17 protein-coding genes are annotated in these 16,876 nt (G+C 69.8%); 7 read left to right on the top strand and 10 right to left on the bottom strand.

Annotated features, from left to right (window positions below; all coding sequences use genetic code 11):
* Positions 1–10 precede the first annotated feature (10 nt).
* Positions 11–964, bottom strand: coding sequence for a YkgJ family cysteine cluster protein (locus tag OEB96_RS24150; RefSeq protein WP_266219070.1), 954 nt, complete (start codon positions 962–964; stop codon positions 11–13).
* 69 nt (positions 965–1,033) lie between these two features.
* Between OEB96_RS24150 and OEB96_RS24145 the strand changes: the two genes are divergently transcribed.
* The 5 genes from OEB96_RS24145 (at position 1,034) to OEB96_RS24125 (ending at position 4,340) form a co-directional block, all read left to right on the top strand.
* A complete protein-coding gene (locus tag OEB96_RS24145) occupies positions 1,034–1,918 on the top strand; it encodes a hypothetical protein (RefSeq protein WP_266219069.1) in 885 nt (294 codons plus the stop codon).
* A gap of 141 nt (positions 1,919–2,059) precedes the next feature.
* Complete coding sequence (locus OEB96_RS24140; protein ID WP_266219068.1) at positions 2,060–2,479, top strand: YeeE/YedE family protein; 420 nt, start codon at positions 2,060–2,062, stop codon at positions 2,477–2,479.
* A 31-nt stretch (positions 2,480–2,510) separates the two neighbouring features.
* Positions 2,511–2,936 (top strand): DUF6691 family protein, encoded by a 426-nt coding sequence (locus OEB96_RS24135; RefSeq protein WP_266219067.1) that lies wholly within the window; start codon positions 2,511–2,513, stop codon positions 2,934–2,936.
* A 75-nt stretch (positions 2,937–3,011) separates the two neighbouring features.
* A complete protein-coding gene (locus tag OEB96_RS24130) occupies positions 3,012–3,440 on the top strand; it encodes a GNAT family N-acetyltransferase (RefSeq protein ID WP_266219066.1) in 429 nt (142 codons plus the stop codon).
* A gap of 81 nt (positions 3,441–3,521) precedes the next feature.
* Positions 3,522–4,340, top strand: coding sequence for a hypothetical protein (locus OEB96_RS24125; RefSeq protein WP_266219065.1), 819 nt, complete (start codon positions 3,522–3,524; stop codon positions 4,338–4,340).
* A gap of 60 nt (positions 4,341–4,400) precedes the next feature.
* Here OEB96_RS24125 and OEB96_RS24120 read toward each other — a convergent pair whose 3' ends face one another.
* A complete protein-coding gene (locus tag OEB96_RS24120; RefSeq protein WP_266219064.1) occupies positions 4,401–4,862 on the bottom strand; it encodes a YbjN domain-containing protein in 462 nt (153 codons plus the stop codon).
* Between the two features lie 232 nt (positions 4,863–5,094).
* Here OEB96_RS24120 and OEB96_RS24115 point away from each other — a divergent pair, with 232 nt between their 5' ends.
* Positions 5,095–6,423, top strand: a complete 1,329-nt coding sequence (locus OEB96_RS24115) for a protein kinase domain-containing protein (protein WP_266219063.1) — start codon at positions 5,095–5,097, stop codon at positions 6,421–6,423.
* A gap of 10 nt (positions 6,424–6,433) precedes the next feature.
* On the opposite strand, the gene OEB96_RS24110 is transcribed toward OEB96_RS24115, so the two are convergent.
* The 5 genes from OEB96_RS24110 to OEB96_RS24090 all read right to left on the bottom strand — a co-directional run bounded on the left by OEB96_RS24110 (position 6,434) and on the right by OEB96_RS24090 (position 10,341).
* Positions 6,434–6,988 carry a cupin domain-containing protein gene (locus OEB96_RS24110; RefSeq protein WP_266219062.1) on the bottom strand — a complete coding sequence of 185 codons (555 nt, stop codon included), beginning with the start codon at positions 6,986–6,988 and terminating at the stop codon, positions 6,434–6,436.
* 4 nt (positions 6,989–6,992) lie between these two features.
* Positions 6,993–7,685 (bottom strand): cupin domain-containing protein, encoded by a 693-nt coding sequence (locus tag OEB96_RS24105; protein ID WP_266219061.1) that lies wholly within the window; start codon positions 7,683–7,685, stop codon positions 6,993–6,995.
* Positions 7,686–7,743: 58 nt separating this feature from the next.
* On the bottom strand, positions 7,744–8,013 hold the full coding sequence (locus OEB96_RS24100; protein WP_266219060.1) for a nickel-binding protein: 270 nt from the start codon (positions 8,011–8,013) through the stop codon (positions 7,744–7,746).
* 104 nt (positions 8,014–8,117) lie between these two features.
* Positions 8,118–9,257 carry a penicillin-insensitive murein endopeptidase gene (locus OEB96_RS24095; RefSeq protein ID WP_266219059.1) on the bottom strand — a complete coding sequence of 380 codons (1,140 nt, stop codon included), beginning with the start codon at positions 9,255–9,257 and terminating at the stop codon, positions 8,118–8,120.
* Positions 9,258–9,318: 61 nt separating this feature from the next.
* Complete coding sequence (locus OEB96_RS24090) at positions 9,319–10,341, bottom strand: SGNH/GDSL hydrolase family protein (RefSeq protein WP_266219058.1); 1,023 nt, start codon at positions 10,339–10,341, stop codon at positions 9,319–9,321.
* Positions 10,342–10,652: 311 nt separating this feature from the next.
* Between OEB96_RS24090 and OEB96_RS24085 the strand changes: the two genes are divergently transcribed.
* Positions 10,653–11,087, top strand: coding sequence for a PDZ domain-containing protein (locus OEB96_RS24085; RefSeq protein ID WP_266219057.1), 435 nt, complete (start codon positions 10,653–10,655; stop codon positions 11,085–11,087).
* Between the two features lie 164 nt (positions 11,088–11,251).
* On the opposite strand, the gene OEB96_RS24080 is transcribed toward OEB96_RS24085, so the two are convergent.
* Genes OEB96_RS24080 through OEB96_RS24070 form a run of 3 tightly spaced genes read right to left on the bottom strand, consistent with a single transcriptional unit; the run spans position 11,252 to position 16,866 of the window.
* Positions 11,252–12,976: an AAA family ATPase gene (locus OEB96_RS24080; protein ID WP_266219056.1), complete on the bottom strand. Its 1,725-nt coding sequence runs from the start codon at positions 12,974–12,976 to the stop codon at positions 11,252–11,254.
* Positions 12,977–13,036: 60 nt separating this feature from the next.
* Entirely contained in the window at positions 13,037–15,175 is a 2,139-nt protein-coding gene (locus OEB96_RS24075) for a glycosyltransferase family 87 protein (RefSeq protein ID WP_266219055.1), read from the bottom strand.
* Complete coding sequence (locus tag OEB96_RS24070) at positions 15,172–16,866, bottom strand: hypothetical protein (RefSeq protein WP_266219054.1); 1,695 nt, start codon at positions 16,864–16,866, stop codon at positions 15,172–15,174. The genes OEB96_RS24075 and OEB96_RS24070 overlap by 4 nt, the downstream gene beginning before the upstream one ends.
* Between the last annotated feature and the right edge of the window lie 10 nt (positions 16,867–16,876).

Here is a 16,876-nt window from a genome sequence, read left to right as displayed (position 1 = left end):
GCCGTTGCGGCTACTTCTTGCGGCCCTTGGGTCCCTTGCCCTTTTGACTCTTGCCCTTCTGGAATTTCTTGGCGTGCTTGACGTTGCGGTTGGCCCGCTGCGTCACCTGGCCGTCTTGCTGCATGCGCTGCGGAGCCTCGCCGACCTCGGGCATGGCCTGCCCCTCGAGCAGCTGGGCCAGCTGCAAGAGCGACGCCGCCATGAACGGGTTGAGCTCGAGGGCCAAGCGCTTCTCGAGCTGCCGGATCGTCACCTGCTGTCGCACCGGCATCCGCACGTTGTGGGCCTTGACCGCCTTGGGCCAGCCCGCATGGTCGGGACGCGTGGTGGCCTCGTCGACCACGGGCAAGTGCATTCGACAGGCCACGGGGCGCTTGTCCCAGACCCGGCAGCGCTGCTTGGCCTCGTCCAGGAACGGACACGCCTGCATGCGCTTGGCGTAGTCGACCCGCCCCTGCTGCACCGCCTTGCCGGCCATGCGCATGCGCTCGGGGTCCTTGCCGGTATGCAGGGCCTGGATGTCCTTGATCTGCTGCTCGCCCTGCGCGGCCAGGCGCTGTGCAAGCTTGGGAAAGTCGCGCCATGGTCTCACCTCGCGATAGAGATCGATGGCCTCCCACGCCATGACGGGCATGACCGCCGCGTAGCAGGCACCACACCCACCGGGCTCGCCGGGGCGCTTGGCCTCCAACCCGCCGGGGAGGAACTTGCGAACCGTTTCGAAGTACTCGTCGTACGCCGTGCGGAGCTCCTGCACCGCTTCGGAGAAGCCCCGGGGCAGCCGCTTGGTCTGCTTGATGTCGGCGATGCCGGGCAGCGCGGAGATCTTGTCGAGCGCGGCCTGCATGGCATCGATGGAGGCCTTGGCCGCCTTGTTCGCGCGCCGCGACGGCCGCGTGATGTGGTCGCGGGGGAGTCGAAGCCGCGGACCAAAGAGGATGCCGAGCAGATCCGCCAGGGCCATGGTGCGCGCGTCTTAGCACCGGGCCACGACGCTTGCCAGCGCCGACGGCGCGCGGGTAGCGTGGACGTCGTGGTTGCGCGTCGTTTGCCCTCCTCGCGCCTCGTGCTCGTCCTCGCGGCCCTGGCCACCGGCGGGTGCCCGCGCAACGAGCCCCCGGCCGAGCCCCCCGCACACGAGGCCGCATCGCACGTCCTGGAGCTGCGCTACGCCGCCGTGCCCCTCGTGCAGGCTCTGGAGCTCGAGCTCACCGACACCCGCGTGGGCCAGTACGTGCAAGCCACACTCACGCTCGAGGCCGTGCTCGAGCCCGTGGCCGACGGCGATGACCTGCGCACCCGGTGGTCGCTCGAGCGGATCGACGCTCTCGAGCTGAGCGGTACCGTGGAGCCAGACGAGCTCGAGCGCGCGCGCACGCTGCTGCTCGACCACGGCCGCGGTACGACCGTGAGTGATGCCCAGGGCATACCGGATCTCGCCGCGACCGACGCCGATGCGAGCAACGCCGCTCGCGACGCAGCCCTGGACGGCGCGCCGCCCTCGGGCGTGCTGCTGATGACGGTGCTCGCCGAGCAGCTCCGGCTGCCGCGCCTCACCACCAAGGGGCTGCCGCTCGGCGAGCCGGTGGAGCACGCGGAGGAATCGGAGACCGCCATCGCCGGCACCGACTGGGTGCTGCCCACCACCACCGTCCACCGCTTCACGATACGGCGCATCGACGACTCGGGAGCCGCCCGCGTCGCCGAGGTGGCGATCCTGCTCGCGTCGGTGGCCGAGCCCGAGGAGGGCACCGAGCTCGACGCCCGCCTCGAGACGCGTGCGGAGGGCACCCTGTTGTTCGACCTCGACCACGGGCTCCCCGTGAGCCTCGAGCTGTCGCGCACCGACTCGTTCCGCGTGGGCGAGACCGAGGGCGAGCGCAGCCTCGTGATGCGCTCGACGTTTCGCAGTCGCTGACCACCCCTCGCGTTCTCCCGCCCGTTTCACGCCCTGCAACAGTGCAACGAAGGCTCGCCCCAACGGAGCGCGGGCGCCCCCGAAACGAGGGGAATTCGGCCTGGCACGCATCCTGCTCTACCGTGCGACGGCAGGACCCCAATGACCGACTTCACTCCCGTCGCCTCCGCCCTCGGCGGCTTGCTCATCGGAGGCGCCAGCGCGCTCCTGCTGGCCTTCAGTGGTCGCATTGCCGGCATCTCGGGCATCGTGGGCGACCTGCTCGCGCCCTCGTCGAACGCCGAGCGAGCGTGGCGAGCCGCCTTCTTGGCGGGCTTGCTGCTCGGCGGGGCGCTGCTGGGCGCGATGCTGCCCGCGGCCATCGGAGCCACTCCGGTCTCGCTGCCCGTCGTCATCGCCGCGGGGCTGCTGGTTGGCTTCGGTTCGCGGCTCGGTGCGGGCTGCACCAGCGGCCACGGCATCTGCGGGCTCTCGCGCATCTCGGCGCGCTCGCTCGTCGCCACCCTCACCTTCATGGGCACGGGCATGGCCACCGTGCTCGTCGCTCGACACCTCGGCTAGTCCCTCGACCCTGAGCGCCGGAGAGATCGACGTGTCCAAGCAAGTCCTCGTCGCCCTGGTGTCCGGCCTGCTGTTCGCGGTGGGACTGGGCATCGCGGGCATGACCCAGCCGCAGAAGGTCATCGCCTTCCTCGACGTCACCGGAGACTGGGACCCCAGCCTCGCGTTCGTGATGGGCGGTGCGATCTTGGTGTACATGCCCATCCTGCGGCTGATGAAGCACCGAGGGCGAGCCGTGCTCGCCCCCACGCTGCAGCTTCCGACCCGCGAAGATCTCGACGCGCGCCTGCTGCTCGGCGCCGCGATGTTCGGAATCGGCTGGGGCCTGGCCGGCTATTGCCCCGGGCCTGCGCTCGTCTCGCTCGCCTCGCTGACGGTCCCCGCGCTGCTCTTCGGGGCCGCAATGTCGGCCGGAATGGGCCTGCACACCCTCTACGAGCGCAGCAGGAACACCTGAGCGTCGTTGGAGCACCGGCCGCTTCGTCGTTGACCTTTTGTCTCGGCTGGGCGAGCGTGCATGCGGGAGATTCGCATGGGACTGAAGTGGATCCATGAGTCACCGCCGTACTGGGATGCCGACAAGGCCCGCATCGTAGGTGGTGCGGGCGCGGGCATCTTCGAGCCTTCGCTCACCAATCGAGAGCTCGACACGATGCTGCCCAACGACTGGTGGCGTGCCGAGGAAGACGGCAAGACCGTGGGCTACGGGTGGATGGACACCACCTGGGGCGACGCGGAGATCCTCTTGGCGGTGGATCCCGACGCGCGCCGACACGGCATCGGCACCTTCATCCTCGAGCGCCTCGAGGCCGAGGCTCGCGAGCGCGGCCTCAACTACATCTACAACTTGGTCCGCGAGACCCATCCGCTGCACACCGAGGTCACCACGTGGCTCGAGGCCCGGCGGTTCACGGCCTCCGAGGACGGCAAGCTGCTGCGCGCGGTGGTGGGCGGGAGCTAGCCCGAGCCGGCCGGCTCGTGATGCGTGTACTGCAAATCATGCGCTGGGTTCGGAGCCCTCGGCGGGGCATGGTGTGCCTGCATGCCTCGTCATCCAAGTCGGTCCTCGTGGGCAGCCTGGCTGCTCACTGCGATCCTGGCGATGGCCTGCGATCCCCCCGGCGGACGCCAGACGAGCGACGAGGACGCCAAGGGCAAGACCGCCCGGGATCCCGTGGCCGATGCTGCTCTGGGCAGCGCCAAGGTGATCGTGCTCGAGGACGGCACCGTGGAGATCCACGACCGCAACGGTGAGCTTCGCGCCCGGATCATCGATCCGCAGGCGAGGTTCGTGGACACGATGGAGCCGCTGTCGGGGACCAAGGAGTGGGCCAAGCCGCATCCATACGTCAGCGTACCGATCGCCGGCCTGTCCGACTGGCTCACCCGTCGCGGCAACGAGCGCCGACCCAAGGCCGCGCTCGAGTCCAAGGGGCTCGTCGAGTCGCATCGCATGATGGTCGCCATCGCCGAGGCGGCGGAGACCACCGAGCAAGGGCTCGCCGCGCTCGAGAGCGAGCTGGCCGCCCTGTGGTCGGACACCAGCAAGCCGGCGAGCGAGCGTCGCAAGCTCCTGTTCTCGCGCTGGGACGAGAGCGAGGAAGACCGTAGTGGTAATACCACCGCGGCCGTGCTGCGGATCGACGGCGCCGCCGCGGCTCCGGACGCGCTGCGGGCCCACGCAGGCCAGCGAGCGCGAGAGGCAATCGAGGCGTTCATCCGGGCCCGGCTCCCCGCGGGCAGCGGCGATGCCTACGGCGCCGCCGAGCTCGCAGGGCTCAACGCCACCCGCGCAAGCCGGCAGCGGTTCGACCCCTACCGCACTGCGCCGCCACCGAGGGCCCCGACCGACCGGCCGTAGCGCGGGTCCGGCGTCGGCCATGATGCCGGCCGCGGATCCCGTCCGTCGCCGAGCCGGGCATCAGTCGTCCTCGACCTGGGCGATCGCCTCCTCGGCCGTCGCCTCACCGTGCATCACCGCGATCAAGCCCTCGAAGTAGAGCCCCATCATCATGAGGTTGAGCTCCACGAGGTTGTGCAGCAGGCGATCGTCGAGGGGCACCCCCTCGACGTCGATGGAGGTCTTGAGGCGCACCTCGCCGTCCTCGAGGTCGAGTTCGAAGTTGCCGACCTGCATGCCGTAGTTGGCCATGGTCACGAACCGCATCACCTCGTTGCGACGCTCGGCCACCACCGTCTCCAGCACGACCGAATAGAACATCACCTGCTCGGCCTGCTCCTCGGCCACGGCCAGGCAGCCCCACTCGTGGCCGTCCTCGTCCTCGAGGCGAAACGAGATCATGTCCTCGTCGTCTGCCTCGAGGCCCTCCTCCTCGAAGTGGGTGCGCAAGAAGGCCTTGAGGGCGTCGAAGATGCGAGCCATGGGGGCGGCTTCATAGCATGGAGCCACGGCCGGTCGGGAGTCTTGCTCGCCACCCGCTCGTGCGGCGTCCCTCGCTGCACGAAGACCCCACCAGGCCTCGATCGGAGCTCGGCCGCCTCATCGTGCGTTCAGTGCGCAACGCCGCACGGGGGACTGGATGGCACATTGGTGCCCTCCACGCATCCATTGCGGCCTCGTCCTCCAGCCCCCGTGCAATGATCGGAGGGTGCCGATGGCTGTCAGGGAGAACAGCGAAACGCTAAAGGATGCGTCGCTGCCCACCCGCGACCTCGACGAGCGCGAGCTGGACCAGGCTCGCGCTCGATCGAATGGCCTCGCGCTCGGCGACGTGGTCGACGGCCTCTACGAGATCACCGGCGTGCTCGGCTCGGGCGGGATGGGTACGGTCTACAAGGCGCGCGACCGGCATCTCGAGCGCGACGTGGCGCTCAAGGTGATCCACGCCAACAAGCTCGGAGACGAGCGCGCCGTGAGGGGATTCCTCGCGGAGGCCCGGGCCATGGCTCGGGTACGGCACCCCAACGTGGTGATGATCCATTCCTTCGGCGCGCCCGACGGACGACCCTACCTGGTGATGGAGCACGTGCCCGGGGTCAACCTGGCGCTGTGGAGCCGGCGCCACGGGCCGCTCGCCCCCGCTGATGCCATGGTGGTGCTCGATCCCTTGCTACGCGGAGTCCAGGCCATCCACGACGCGGGCACGATCCATCGCGACCTCAAGCCCGGCAACATCCTCATCGGTCCCGCGCAGTGGGTTGCGGTCACCGACTTCGGGCTGGCGCGCCCCGTCGATCGCGGTGAATTCGGCGGACCTGCGGTGCTGTCGGGAACCCCCGCCTACCTCGCGCCGGAGATCACTCGCCGCGAGCCGCTGTCGGCCTCGCTCGCCACGCGCATCGACGTCTACGCGCTGGCCGTGATCGCCTACGAGCTGCTCGCCGGGCGACCGCCGTTCCTTGGTCCCACGCTGCCCGAGCTGCTCACGCAGCATGCGCTCGACGAGCCCTTGCCTCCGTCGCGCGTCCGCGAGGAGCTCGGCACGGCCTTCGATGCTCCGCTCCTGCAGGGGTTGGCCAAGGCCCCCGCCGATCGTCCGCCGTCCGCCGAGGTGCTGCGCCGGGCCTTGCTGGCCGCGCTCGAGGCCTCCTCGAGCGCGCGACCCGGCATGCGAGTGCTGCTGGTCGATGACGAGGCGTCCACGCTGGCGGCCATGAGCGACCTGCTCGAGCTGTCGTTCCCTGGCATCACCGTGAGCACGGCATCCAACCCCGGCGTCGCGCTCGAGCTCGCCGACCGGTTCCGGCCCGACCTCGTGATCACCGATCTGCACATGCCCGGAGGCGGCGGCATGGCGCTGACCCGAGCCCTGCGCGAGCGCGAGAGCCTGCGCAAGGTCCCGATCGTGGTGGTCACCGCCTACGGCGGTGCGTCCGACTGGCAGCAGCTACGAGAGCTGGGTGCCGACCGGTTCCTGGTCAAGCCGATCGACTTCGACACCATGGTGACGGTGGTCCGCTCGCTGATGGGGCCACGGAGCTGAAGGCTGGGGCTCAGCCTCGCTGGGCCTTCGCGAGCTCCTCCCAGCGGTAGCCCTCGAGTGCCACGGGGGGATGCACGCGCTCGCAGCGGCTGCATCGCCGTCGCGCGGGCTCGGCGTTGAACGAGCGGCACCCCGCCAGGTAGCCCTCGTGCGCGAGCGTGTGCTCGGTGTCGAACACGTGGCGATGGAGCTCGACCTCCTCGCACGCATCGCAGTACCAGGCCACGCCCTCGAGGCCGGCCTCGCGCGCCTTGTAGCGCAAGATCACCGACTCGGTCCGCGGCACCAGACGGGTGGGCACCCCGGCGGGCACGTACACGTGGTCGCCGGGCTCGAGCGGGAACGTGCGCACGCTGGTCGCTCGCAGCTGCACCTGGCCCTCGCCCGAGAACACCGCGATCACCGTGTCCTTCTCGCACACCAGGAAGAACGGCTGCGGTACGTCGTTGCGGCTCAGGTAGACCTGGGTCTGCACATCGGCCGGGAGCATCGGCCGCTCGTCGTAGGCGCCGAGCCTGGCCGCCTCGCGAAACACCATGAACGTCTTCTTGCGCGGCAGCGGCATCGCGCTACTTCGCTTCCCCGGCCGACGCGGCGGCGTGCAGCACCTGCTTGGCGTGGGCCATCGTGGCCGACTGCTTGGCGTAGAGGTCCCAGCCCCAGGTGCGCAGCGGGAACGGCTCGTTGACGTGGCCGCAATCCGGGCACGTGCGACGGCCGGGGTCGGTGTTGTACTCGTGCACGAGCGGCGGGACCTTGGCGATGGTCGCAAACGGGTGCTCGAGCTCGTGGGCATCGGGGGGCGAGGCGCCGTCGAGCTCGCCCCGGAAGATCTCCTTGCGGCACTGGGCACAGAGGATGGTGATGGCCTCGGGCTGCGCACCCTCGTCGAGCTGTCGCTGGGTCACGGTGAACAGCGCGAACGAGCCTGCCTTCTTCTGGTCCTTGAGGAACGAGTTGACCCCGTGGACGCGCCCGCCGTTGTAGACCTGCCCGGTCTGCAGCGTCGCCTCGTTGGCCACGAACGCGATGATGACCTCGTCGACCGAGTTGTGGTGGTAGAACTGGCCGTAGTCGCGATCGGGGCCGCCGATGAACAGCGCGCCGGTGGGGACGATCGCCCCCGCGTGCATGTAGGGGAACAGCGGCGTGAGCGTGGTATTGGCCTTCTGCATCACGTTCAGCAGGTTGGCCCGCAGCGGGGGACGATCGGGGCGAGGCGGGGGGATCACCAGCTCGCGCGAGGGCTTGGCATCGGACATGGCAGGCTCCTTCGTGGGCGGCTTCGGGGGCCCGACTCGGGGGGCCCGGCTCAAGGGCTCAGATGCGCCCCTGCGACCTCAGCATCGCCACCATCTCGTCGTGGGACTGGCTGAACTGGATCTCGTGGATCTCGTCGTAGACCAGCCCCAGCTCCTCGAACTGCTCGACGAGCGCGTCGCGATCCTTGGCGTCGTAGATCGTGAAGATGAAGCCGGTCCCCAGGTTGACGTGGGCCTGCACGAAGGTGGCGTGCTCGCCGGCGTACACACCCTCGGCGTTCTCCGCCCACTGCTCCTGCAAGAGCCCCGGTGCGCGATGAATGGTCATGTAGCGTGGCATTGGCGACGACTCCCCCGAATCATCCACGGGGACGGACCACTCGGTCAACCGAACGTGCGAGCCAACGACGAGCCCGCTCCGCGCCACCCCGCTCAATAACTCTCACACCGCGAGTTCCCGGGCGTGCACGTGAACCGCACGTGCAGGTGCACCGTGTGCCCGGGCGAGTGCCGCACCACGCCCTTGTTCGTATCGGACTTGCGCGGATACTGAATCATCTTCTCGAGCAGCTCCGTGTTCGCCCCCGCGCTCTGTGCTGCGCGATACAGATACTTCTGCCGCGACCACGACACGAAGATGTACTCCACCTCCCCGGTGGCCACGAGCGCCTCGACGAGCTTCCACGTATTGCGCCAGTCGATCGACGAGGGCGCCTCGCCCTTGGGCGCGCCGGGCTTGCGCGGCAGCCGGATGTCCACGTCGCGGCCGGTGCGGTGCGAGCTGTGCGGGCCGAACTTGCCGCCCTTCCGGAGGCTGATGGAGCTTATCGTCAGCGGCTCGTCGTACCCGGTGTCGCGCCGGAACATGGCGATCGCTTCTTGCAGGTGCTCGATGGTGTGGCTGGTCCCCCAGACCTTGTCGGGATCGAGGATCCGCACCATCTCGCTCTGCGGCAGCTGCACCGCGTTGACGAGATACCCGCGGTTGGGCTTGCCCACGCCCATGCCGCCCTTGCGCACGGCCGGCAGATCGGCAAGCGCCTCGGTGCCCGCTTCCCCACCCGCGACGGTAGGCGGTGGAGCCTTGGGATCGGTGTAGACCTTGAGCTTGGCCCCCGCCTTGAACTTCTTGGGGACCTTGGGGTTCCACGCTCGCAGGTCCGACATCGGCACGCCGAAGTGGTCGGCGATCTTCCCCCAGGTGTCGCCCTTCTCCACGATGTACTCGATCTTCTCGCGCGGCGGCGGCTGGAGGGTGGCGTGCACCTTGAGCGTCTGCCCGGCGTAGATCCACTTCCGCTCGCCGAGCTTCTTCTTGTTCCACCGCACCAGCTGGTCACGAGTCACGCCGTAGCGGATGGCGATCGTGTCCAGCGTCTCGCGCGGCACGACCCGATGCTTGATCCACTTGGGGCCTCCCTCCGTGCCCTCGCCGCCCGCGTCCTCGCTGCCTTCTTCGTCGGGCGGCGGAGCCCAGGCATGCGCCGCCCGAGGCACCGCGCCTCCGAACCCGAGCCCCATGCATGCGATCAGGGCCAGACGGAGGGCTCGGGCTGCACGGGGTCGCTGCATGGGGAGCTCGTATCGCCGGAGGGGAGACCGGCAAGGAGGCGCCGGCGCGCGCTCCCCTCGCCTATTGCGCGGCCGGCTGTGGCGCAGAGGGCTCGGCCGCGGGGTCGCCTTGGACGTCGGTCAGACCAAGAGCTTGCAGGATCTCGGGATAGACGCGGTCGGCAAAGTACTCGCTGCCCGCCATCGTGAAGTGGATGCGGTCGTCGGCGCGGATGGTGTGGGTCTTGCCCCTGGGGCCCACCTTGGCCTCGGTGAGCATCTCGCCTGCATCCGTCGTAACGAAGGGCACGGTATCGAGGTAGAGCGCGTCGTCGCCCAGCGCTTCCACCGCGTTTTGCTGCACGTCGCGAATGAGGGTGAGCTTCTGCTCGAGGCTGCGCAAGCCCATGGTGGGCAGGCCCAGCCACACGATCTTGCGGCCTGGCGCGGACACCTTGCCCAGGAAGGAGTCGACGCGTGCGCGGTACTCGGCCGCCCAGTCCTCGTGCTTCCACGATACGCGCTTGCCCTCGCCGTTCTTGCGACGCGTGAGATCCTGACCGTCATTCCCGCCCATGATCACCACGACCATGTCGGGCTCGCGAAACTCGACCTGCTTCTTGCCCTCCTCGTACCAATCGAAGAAGTCCGGGCGGGCCAGGCCGGAGGCGCTCTTCCCCTTGCGGTAGCACACCACGTGCGGGTGTGCGTCGAGCCTGCGCTCGAGCAGGGCGCCAAAGCCGGTCGCCGCCAGGCTGTCGCCGAGGATCAGGACCTTGTAGGGCTCCTCGGGTACGGCGGGGGTCTCGGGCTCGGGATCGACCGCAGCGATCTCGGTGTTGGCGGGCTCGGGCTGCGGGTCGAGCGCGTCGGGCTCCCCCACGGTAGGCGTCCCCGCGGCGAGAGTTGCGCCTTCCTCGGCTCCGGCGGGCTCGCCTGGGCCTTCTTGGGCTTCGGGCGCCTGGGAGGCGGGGGGCGAGGAGGCCTCGGCGGGAGCTTCGGCCGCGGTGGCGTCGGGCTTGCAGCCCGCTCCGATGCCGGAGATCAGGGTGCAAAGGAAGAGAGTGCTCAGCGAGCCCGGCCAACGCGGTGCGCGTACGGTCATGACTGGACCCTATAGCCGACCGCGCCAGGCAAGGAAACATCTCGGCGAAACCGGCAGGCACGCCTCCGGAGCGCTCGAGCGCCCCTTTGGAAGCGCCCCGTGGAAGCGCGCCCCGTGGAAGCGAGGAACCGCTGGAGTTGGGCAGCGAGCGCGGGGGAGATGAGATCTCCCGAACCCCATCGCGCCCCTCGAACGCCCCGCGGAAACGAAACCCAAACGAAAACCAGTGAGTTCGGCAAAGGCGCCGCTTGGCAGCATCGCTCTCCTGTGGAACACTGTCGCCTGACCGCCGTTTGGGAGGCCTCCTCGACATGAGCTCCGCAGATCCGACTCGCACTACCCTCGCTCGTTGGCGTACGGCTCGTCGCGCCGTTCTCGGTGCCATCGTCCTCGCCGGCTCCGTCGTCACCTCGGCCGCGGTGATGTACCGGATGGGCTCCACCGATTGCGGCGCGCACCATCGCGTCGACCGTGCCTACACGTACAGTGGCATCGGCGTGGTGATCGAGCGCCATCGTGACGAGGTCGTGGTCCGTCGCGTGCTGCGAGGCTCGCCGGCCACCGGCAAGCTGCATCCGGGCATGCACTTGGTCGCCGTCGATGGTGAGAACCCGCCCTCCCTCGAGGCGTGGGCTGCGTCCATCCGCGGTGCACCGGGCACCACCGTCGATCTCGACGTGCAGACGCCTTGCGGGCGCACCAAGACGGTGAGCATCACCCGCGACATCGTCCGCATGTCGTACTAGCCATGACCCCCGCCGCCGACTCGGGCTGGCGGTACGACGAGGTGCCCCCCTGGAAGGGGGGCATTTTCGTTTGGTTGGCGGGCGGCTGTCTCGGCGAGATGGCGAGCGACTGTCCTGGTGGGTCGGCGGTACGCCACGTAGGCATGCCTGGCGTGGTGGTCGACTCAGGCGACGCGGACGTAGGCTCGTTTGCCGTCGAACACCGCGGCCATGCAATGGATGGGGCTGGCCCCACGCTCCCGTAGCTCGGTGGCGTAGTCGCGGGCCTCGATCTGCGCCAGCGCGACCGCGAGGGCAGTCGCGGGGGCCTCGCCGGCCTCGCTGTCGACGCGCTTGAGCTCGAGCACCACCCCGGGTCGACCGGCGTGCTTGGGCAGCACCATGATGTCGCAGCGACCAAAGCCCGACTCGCGGTTCGATCGGACCTCGTACGTCGAGCCGAGCCCGGCGAGAAGACCCACGACCAAGCCATGGTAGAAGCGCTCCGGCTGCGGTCCGCCGGTGTCGAAGTACGAGAGGTCGACCTTCGCAAGGTGGCTCAGGTGCCGCTCCACGACCGGACCGTCGCCCCGAAGTAGGGCCGAGAGCAACGCCTCGAGCGCTTCGGAGCCCCCCACCTGGAGTTCCATCCACACCTTGGTCATCTTGCGCAGCGAGATGCCCACCTCGGCGTTGGGAACGGCGAGCTTGGCGATGCGCTGTCCTTCCTCCACGCGCAGCTCTACCGGCTTGAGATAGCCGGTGAACAGCAAGAAGCTCCACACGGCCCCTGGATCGAGCGAGAGATCGCGCAGCGCGATGCTCTCCTCGATCCGCTTCTCGATGGTCCCACCGCCGAGCAACACCTCGAGCTCGGCCCGGACCCCGGCGGGGCCGGTCAGCAACAACTCGCGCACCAGCTCGTTCGAACTGGTCTCCACCCAGTAGGGCAACAGCTCCTTGTTGGCGTCGTGGAGGAACGACAGGACCGACCAGGGGTTGTAGATCGCCTCGCCGCCGAAGAGATAGCCGTTGTAGAACGCACGGATGTCCGCGAGCACCTCCGGCCGCCCGACCTCGGTGACGAGCTGCCGCACCTCGGCCTCGGTGAAGCCGAAGTAGGGCGCGTACTCCGAGCGGAGGATCCCGTAGACCACGATGTTGTTGAGCCCGGAGAACAAGCTCTCCTTGGCGATGCGGAGGATGCCGGTGAGTACGCCCTTGAACAGGTTGGGATTGTCCTTGAGCCCTCCCGACAGGAGCTCGCGAAAGAACGCCACGACCTCGCCGTAGAAGCCGTTGGCGTGCCCCGCGTGGATCGGCGAGTCGTACTCGTCGAGCAAGATGAGCACACGCTCGCGATGGTGCTCGGCGAGCAGCCGCGAGAGCAGCTCGAGGGAGATCGCGAGCTCCGCCTTGGTGGCACGACGATCGAGGACGGCCCTGAAGATCCTGGCGTCCTCGTCATCGAGGCTCCCCTCGGCGAGCAGATGGCGGTGCTCACCGTAGACCTTGGCCAGCGCGTTGGCGATCCCAGCGACGCAGTCCTCCCACGACGACGGCTTGATGTCCTTGAAGGTCAAGTAGATCACCGGATAGCGCTGCGCGTGGGGCCGCGCGGCCTCGGAGGAGGCGACGGCGAGCCCCTCGAACAACGGACGGCAATCCTCGGCGCTCTTGTCGAGGAAGCACCGAAGCATCGACAGGTTGAGCGTCTTGCCGAACCGCCGGGGCCGAGGCAGCAGCATGACCTGGGCGTCTCCGTCGACCACCGCGTCGACGAACGCAGTCTTGTCGATGTAGCGGTAGCCCCCCTCCCGCAGGGTGCGGAAATCCGAGATGCCGAGGGGAAAGCGAAGGCGCGAGGCGGTCATGAGCTCGACCACGCGCAGCATGGCACGCGGGCTCACGAGGTGGAAAGCGGAGGTCTTTGCGGCGGGACGGGCGCAAGCGCTTGGGGCCGACCACACTCAAGGGACGAGCCACAGATCGTCCACGTAGAGCGCGGCCTCGCTGCTGTGGTCGCCGAGGCACAGGCGGGCTCGGGCCCCGGCCCACTCGGGAGGGCTCTCCCAGCGGAGGGAGTGCAGCGAGTGGGGCGTGGGCGGGATGGCGAGCGTGACGGTGCGACCGCCGGCTTCCTCCACGAGCTCCACGGTGAGACCCCGGGAACGACGGCCGGCGAAGCCGGCGAGGAGCTCGAGGTGACCGGAAGCGGGGAGCTCGATGATGGGCGAGCACACGCGGCCCTGTAGCTCGAGCCGGCCCGAGGGGCCGGCGCTGGTCAGCAACATCTCGCCGCCGTAGGGACCCGCGAGGGGGAGCTTGCGCGGCGTGCCGCGCTGCGGGCGGGTGAAGGCGCGACCGTCGAGCACCTGCCAGCCGTCGAGGGTGCCGCTCTCGAAGTCGGCGATCACGGTGGTGCCCGGCGGTGGCTCGCGCAATGTCGGGAGCGCAAGGAGCAGCTGATCGCGCTCGTAGGGCGTGACCATGCCGGCCTCGGACATGTAGCCGCTCAGGGGGCGCACACGGGCCTCACCGTGCAGGCGCTCCTGTACGCGATAGCCTCGCGATAGCTCGCGCGCGAGCCAGCGCGGAGGCTCGCCCTCGAGCCACACCCACGCGTAGCGCCGCTCGCCGACCGCTTGCCGGAGCGCACGCTCGATCTCGGCGCGCTCGTCCGGGCGTACGTCCGTGATGCCCATGTTGCCCACGTGGCCCTCGCCGCCCGCGAGCAGCGACCACCATGGCCGATGCAGCGCGAGGATCTCCCCCGGCGCAGCCTCGATGCGGTCTCGCAGCGCACGGGCCTGCTGCCACTGCGTGAGGCGAGGCACCGTGCGCCAAGGGTCCTGCCACGCGTAGCTGTGGCGCAGGCCCGCCAGGCCGTGCTGCTGCACCGGTTGATAGAGCGGCTCGACCAGCAGGCTCAGCACGAGCTGGAGCGACACGAGGCCCAGCGCCGCTCGCTCGCCGCGTCCGCCCGCGGGCAACGCGACCGCGAGCGCCACCGCCCCGAGCACCACGCCAGGGATGAACGCGTTGGGCTCGGCCCACTGGGTGGCGTAGCCCAGCGCGGAGACCAGCAGGCCTGCGAGGGCCATCAGCGTCCAGTAGGCGAGGCCGCGCCAGCCTGGCGTCGGGGTCGACGACGACGATGCGGAGGCGATCGTGCCGTCGTCGGGCGATGCGGTGGTGGCCCCTGCCCTTCGCGAGCGCCACGCTCGCAGCCGCTGGTTCGTCCGTACCAGCCCGTGCGCGAGCAGACCGAGGACCACGAGCATCACCGCGGGCCAGGCGTGCACGAACATGCCCCAGGTCTTGGTGGTGAAGCGCTCGCGGTTGAACGCATGGCTCTGGTGCAGCTCGTAGACGTAGGTCCACAGCCAGCCGTCGGTGAGCGCGTTGCCGAGCAGCATGCCGCCACCATCGATGACTCCGATGGCGACCACGTAGATCCAGAGCTGGCGCGGGGCGATCCACAGCGCGGCCACGCCCGAGGCGAGCACGAAGGATGCGGCCGTCTGCTTGGTCCAGAACGCCAGGGCCATCAGCACGCCGGCCCACAGCACGCGCCGGGGCCGATCACGGCCCTCTCGCAGCAGCACCAGCGCCCACAGCGTGAGCGCGATGAACAGGGTGTCGGGGCGGGCGAGGTCGAGCCAGCGAAAGGTGAAGACGTAGCCGGCGCAGCAGAGGCCCACGGCGGCCGCTGCATGAGCGCGAGGCTTGCCCTCGCCCCGCACCGCTCGCCACACGGCGAGCCCGGTGGCGAGCCAGGCGAGGATGCTGATCACCCGACCCAGCACGTAGCCGAGCGGCAGCACGGTGCCGAGGACGGCGAGCACCACCGAGTAGAGCGGGGTGTAGAGGAACGGCACGAACTCGGGACCGGGCGCCGGATAGGGCGACTGACCGTGCGCGATGCGATGCGCCTGGTGCAGCAGGCCGCCCTCCATCCACTCGAGCTCGAGCGGAAAGCCCACGCGCCACGCGAACACCACCGCCAGGAGCACGGCCCAGCCAATGGCCAGTACCTCGACGAGGCGGCGGAGCTGGGCGAGGCGGCGGTCGGTGCTCCCATCGGTGGCGCTCCCGGCCTCGTTCATGGATCCCTCCGACCGAACGGGCCGACGACGCGATCGCGAGGGCGCCGGCAGCAGTAGAAGCCCACGTCGAGCATCCCGCCCTCGGCCCGGGGATCGACGACGGCAGGCGGCTCGATGCACGCCCACACATAGCCGCTTCGAAACGCAGGATGAGCGCGCCGCTCACCGGGACGCGTGGGCCCGCGGTAGCCCACGTGGCACACGAGATCGGGGTCGCGCGCCTTGATGTACGAGGCGGGAGCGATCACCTGATGACCCGGGCGTGCGCCGGGACCCTGGTGCGGGCGCAGCTTGGGCAGGTGCACGAGCTGGGGATCGACCAGGCCGAACGCATCGACCACGGGCAAGCGCGCGCCGTAGGGCACCGCGCCGGCCGCTCCCACCGAGAGCAGGGTGTCGGGGGGAAGGTTGCCGTGCATCCACTGGCCGACGGCCACGCCCACGCGGGCAAAGCGATCCATGGCCGCCACGCCCTCCCACTTGCCGTCGAGCCACCCGGTGGGCTTGGCCATGTCCGCTTGCCAGCGCTCGTGGGCACGGATCCCGAGGCCGGCCGCGAGCACCAAGGCAAGGGCGATGGGCACGATGGCGGCGATCGAGGGCCGGAGCCGGCGGGCGAGCAGGCGCCCGGCATCGGCGAGCAACCAGCCCACCAGCGCGGCGAGCAGGCCGGTGGCGACCACGTAGAAGCGCCCGTAGGCCATGAAGTCGCCGCCCACCCACCAGCCGTAGCCAACCACGGACGCGATCGGCAGCACGAGCACGAGGTGACGCGGACGCAGCAGCAGCGCGAGCGGAGCCACGTAGAGCAGCGGCAGGGCCTCGAGCCATGCCTCCACGTAGGCCTGGCCGTAGGTGTCGCGCAAGAGCGTGCCGTAGGTTTTGATGGCCCAGGTGTTGGGGAGCCAGCTGCCGTAGTAGCTGCGACGCCACCAGAGGTGCACGAGCAGCGGGACCACGAACACCACGGCGGCCTGCACCAGGCGCTTGCCGGGGACGCGGGCCCAGGCAGCCCGGCGCTCTGCCGCGAGCACCGGAGCGCCGACCACCGCGAGCCAGGTCAGGCCGAACACGGCGATCGGAAGCAGGCCGTCGAGGCGCAGCAGGGCGGTGGCCGCGGCCAGGCCGGCGGCGAGCCGCAGGCGATCGGCCGACCACGCGGCGATCGAGCCGAGCACGAGGGCCGCGGCCCAGCTGGTCTCGAGGCCGCCGTGGGCCCACACCATGTGCTCGGGCACGGACACCAGCAGCACGGCGGGGATGAGATCGATGGGATGCAAGCGCGGACCGAGCTCGACTCCGCCGAGACGGCGACGCAGACCGCGAGCGACCAGCACCGAGGCGACCAGACCCGCGAGCGCACCGAGGCCGGTGAGCACCGGGGCGGCGCTATGCGGATCCCACCCCAGGCGATCGAGCGTCGCGAGCACCACCACCCACAGGAAGTTGGTGTAGCCCTCCACGCGCTCGGGAGGGTCGACGCCCACGTTGAAGACCAGCGCTCCGTGCTCGGCGAGGTTCTTGGCGTAGCGAAACGAGATGAACGCGTCGTCGCACAGGAACACCCAGGCGCGCGCGTGCACGAGGAACGCCACCGTGATCGCAGCCGCGAGCACGAGGGCCGGGACGGTGGGCCACCGCGCCGACGCGGGCGCCTCGGAGGCAGGCTGGGAAGGCGACGCGATGGTCACGCATCCTAAC

The sequence above is a fragment of the Paraliomyxa miuraensis genome, assembly GCF_026337845.1.
Classification (GTDB): Bacteria; Myxococcota_A; Polyangia; order Nannocystales; family Nannocystaceae; genus Paraliomyxa; species Paraliomyxa miuraensis.
Note: the sequence above shows the minus strand (reverse complement) of the source record. Positions and strands in the feature narration are given on the sequence as shown.

What these genes read in the sequence shown, in the direction of transcription:
- OEB96_RS24105 (WP_266219061.1), bottom strand. Translation starts at nt 7,685, where the DNA reads ATGTCCGATGCCAAGCCCTCGCGCGAGCTGGTGATCCCCCCGCCTCGC.
- OEB96_RS24075 (WP_266219055.1), bottom strand. Translation starts at nt 15,175, where the DNA reads ATGAACGAGGCCGGGAGCGCCACCGATGGGAGCACCGACCGCCGCCTC.
- OEB96_RS24140 (WP_266219068.1), top strand. Translation starts at nt 2,060, where the DNA reads ATGACCGACTTCACTCCCGTCGCCTCCGCCCTCGGCGGCTTGCTCATC.
- OEB96_RS24150 (WP_266219070.1), bottom strand. Translation starts at nt 964, where the DNA reads ATGGCCCTGGCGGATCTGCTCGGCATCCTCTTTGGTCCGCGGCTTCGA.
- OEB96_RS24090 (WP_266219058.1), bottom strand. Translation starts at nt 10,341, where the DNA reads ATGACCGTACGCGCACCGCGTTGGCCGGGCTCGCTGAGCACTCTCTTC.
- OEB96_RS24125 (WP_266219065.1), top strand. Translation starts at nt 3,522, where the DNA reads ATGCCTCGTCATCCAAGTCGGTCCTCGTGGGCAGCCTGGCTGCTCACT.
- OEB96_RS24120 (WP_266219064.1), bottom strand. Translation starts at nt 4,862, where the DNA reads ATGGCTCGCATCTTCGACGCCCTCAAGGCCTTCTTGCGCACCCACTTC.
- OEB96_RS24095 (WP_266219059.1), bottom strand. Translation starts at nt 9,257, where the DNA reads ATGCAGCGACCCCGTGCAGCCCGAGCCCTCCGTCTGGCCCTGATCGCA.
- OEB96_RS24130 (WP_266219066.1), top strand. Translation starts at nt 3,012, where the DNA reads ATGGGACTGAAGTGGATCCATGAGTCACCGCCGTACTGGGATGCCGAC.
- OEB96_RS24115 (WP_266219063.1), top strand. Translation starts at nt 5,095, where the DNA reads ATGGCTGTCAGGGAGAACAGCGAAACGCTAAAGGATGCGTCGCTGCCC.
- OEB96_RS24100 (WP_266219060.1), bottom strand. Translation starts at nt 8,013, where the DNA reads ATGACCATTCATCGCGCACCGGGGCTCTTGCAGGAGCAGTGGGCGGAG.
- OEB96_RS24085 (WP_266219057.1), top strand. Translation starts at nt 10,653, where the DNA reads ATGAGCTCCGCAGATCCGACTCGCACTACCCTCGCTCGTTGGCGTACG.
- OEB96_RS24110 (WP_266219062.1), bottom strand. Translation starts at nt 6,988, where the DNA reads ATGCCGCTGCCGCGCAAGAAGACGTTCATGGTGTTTCGCGAGGCGGCC.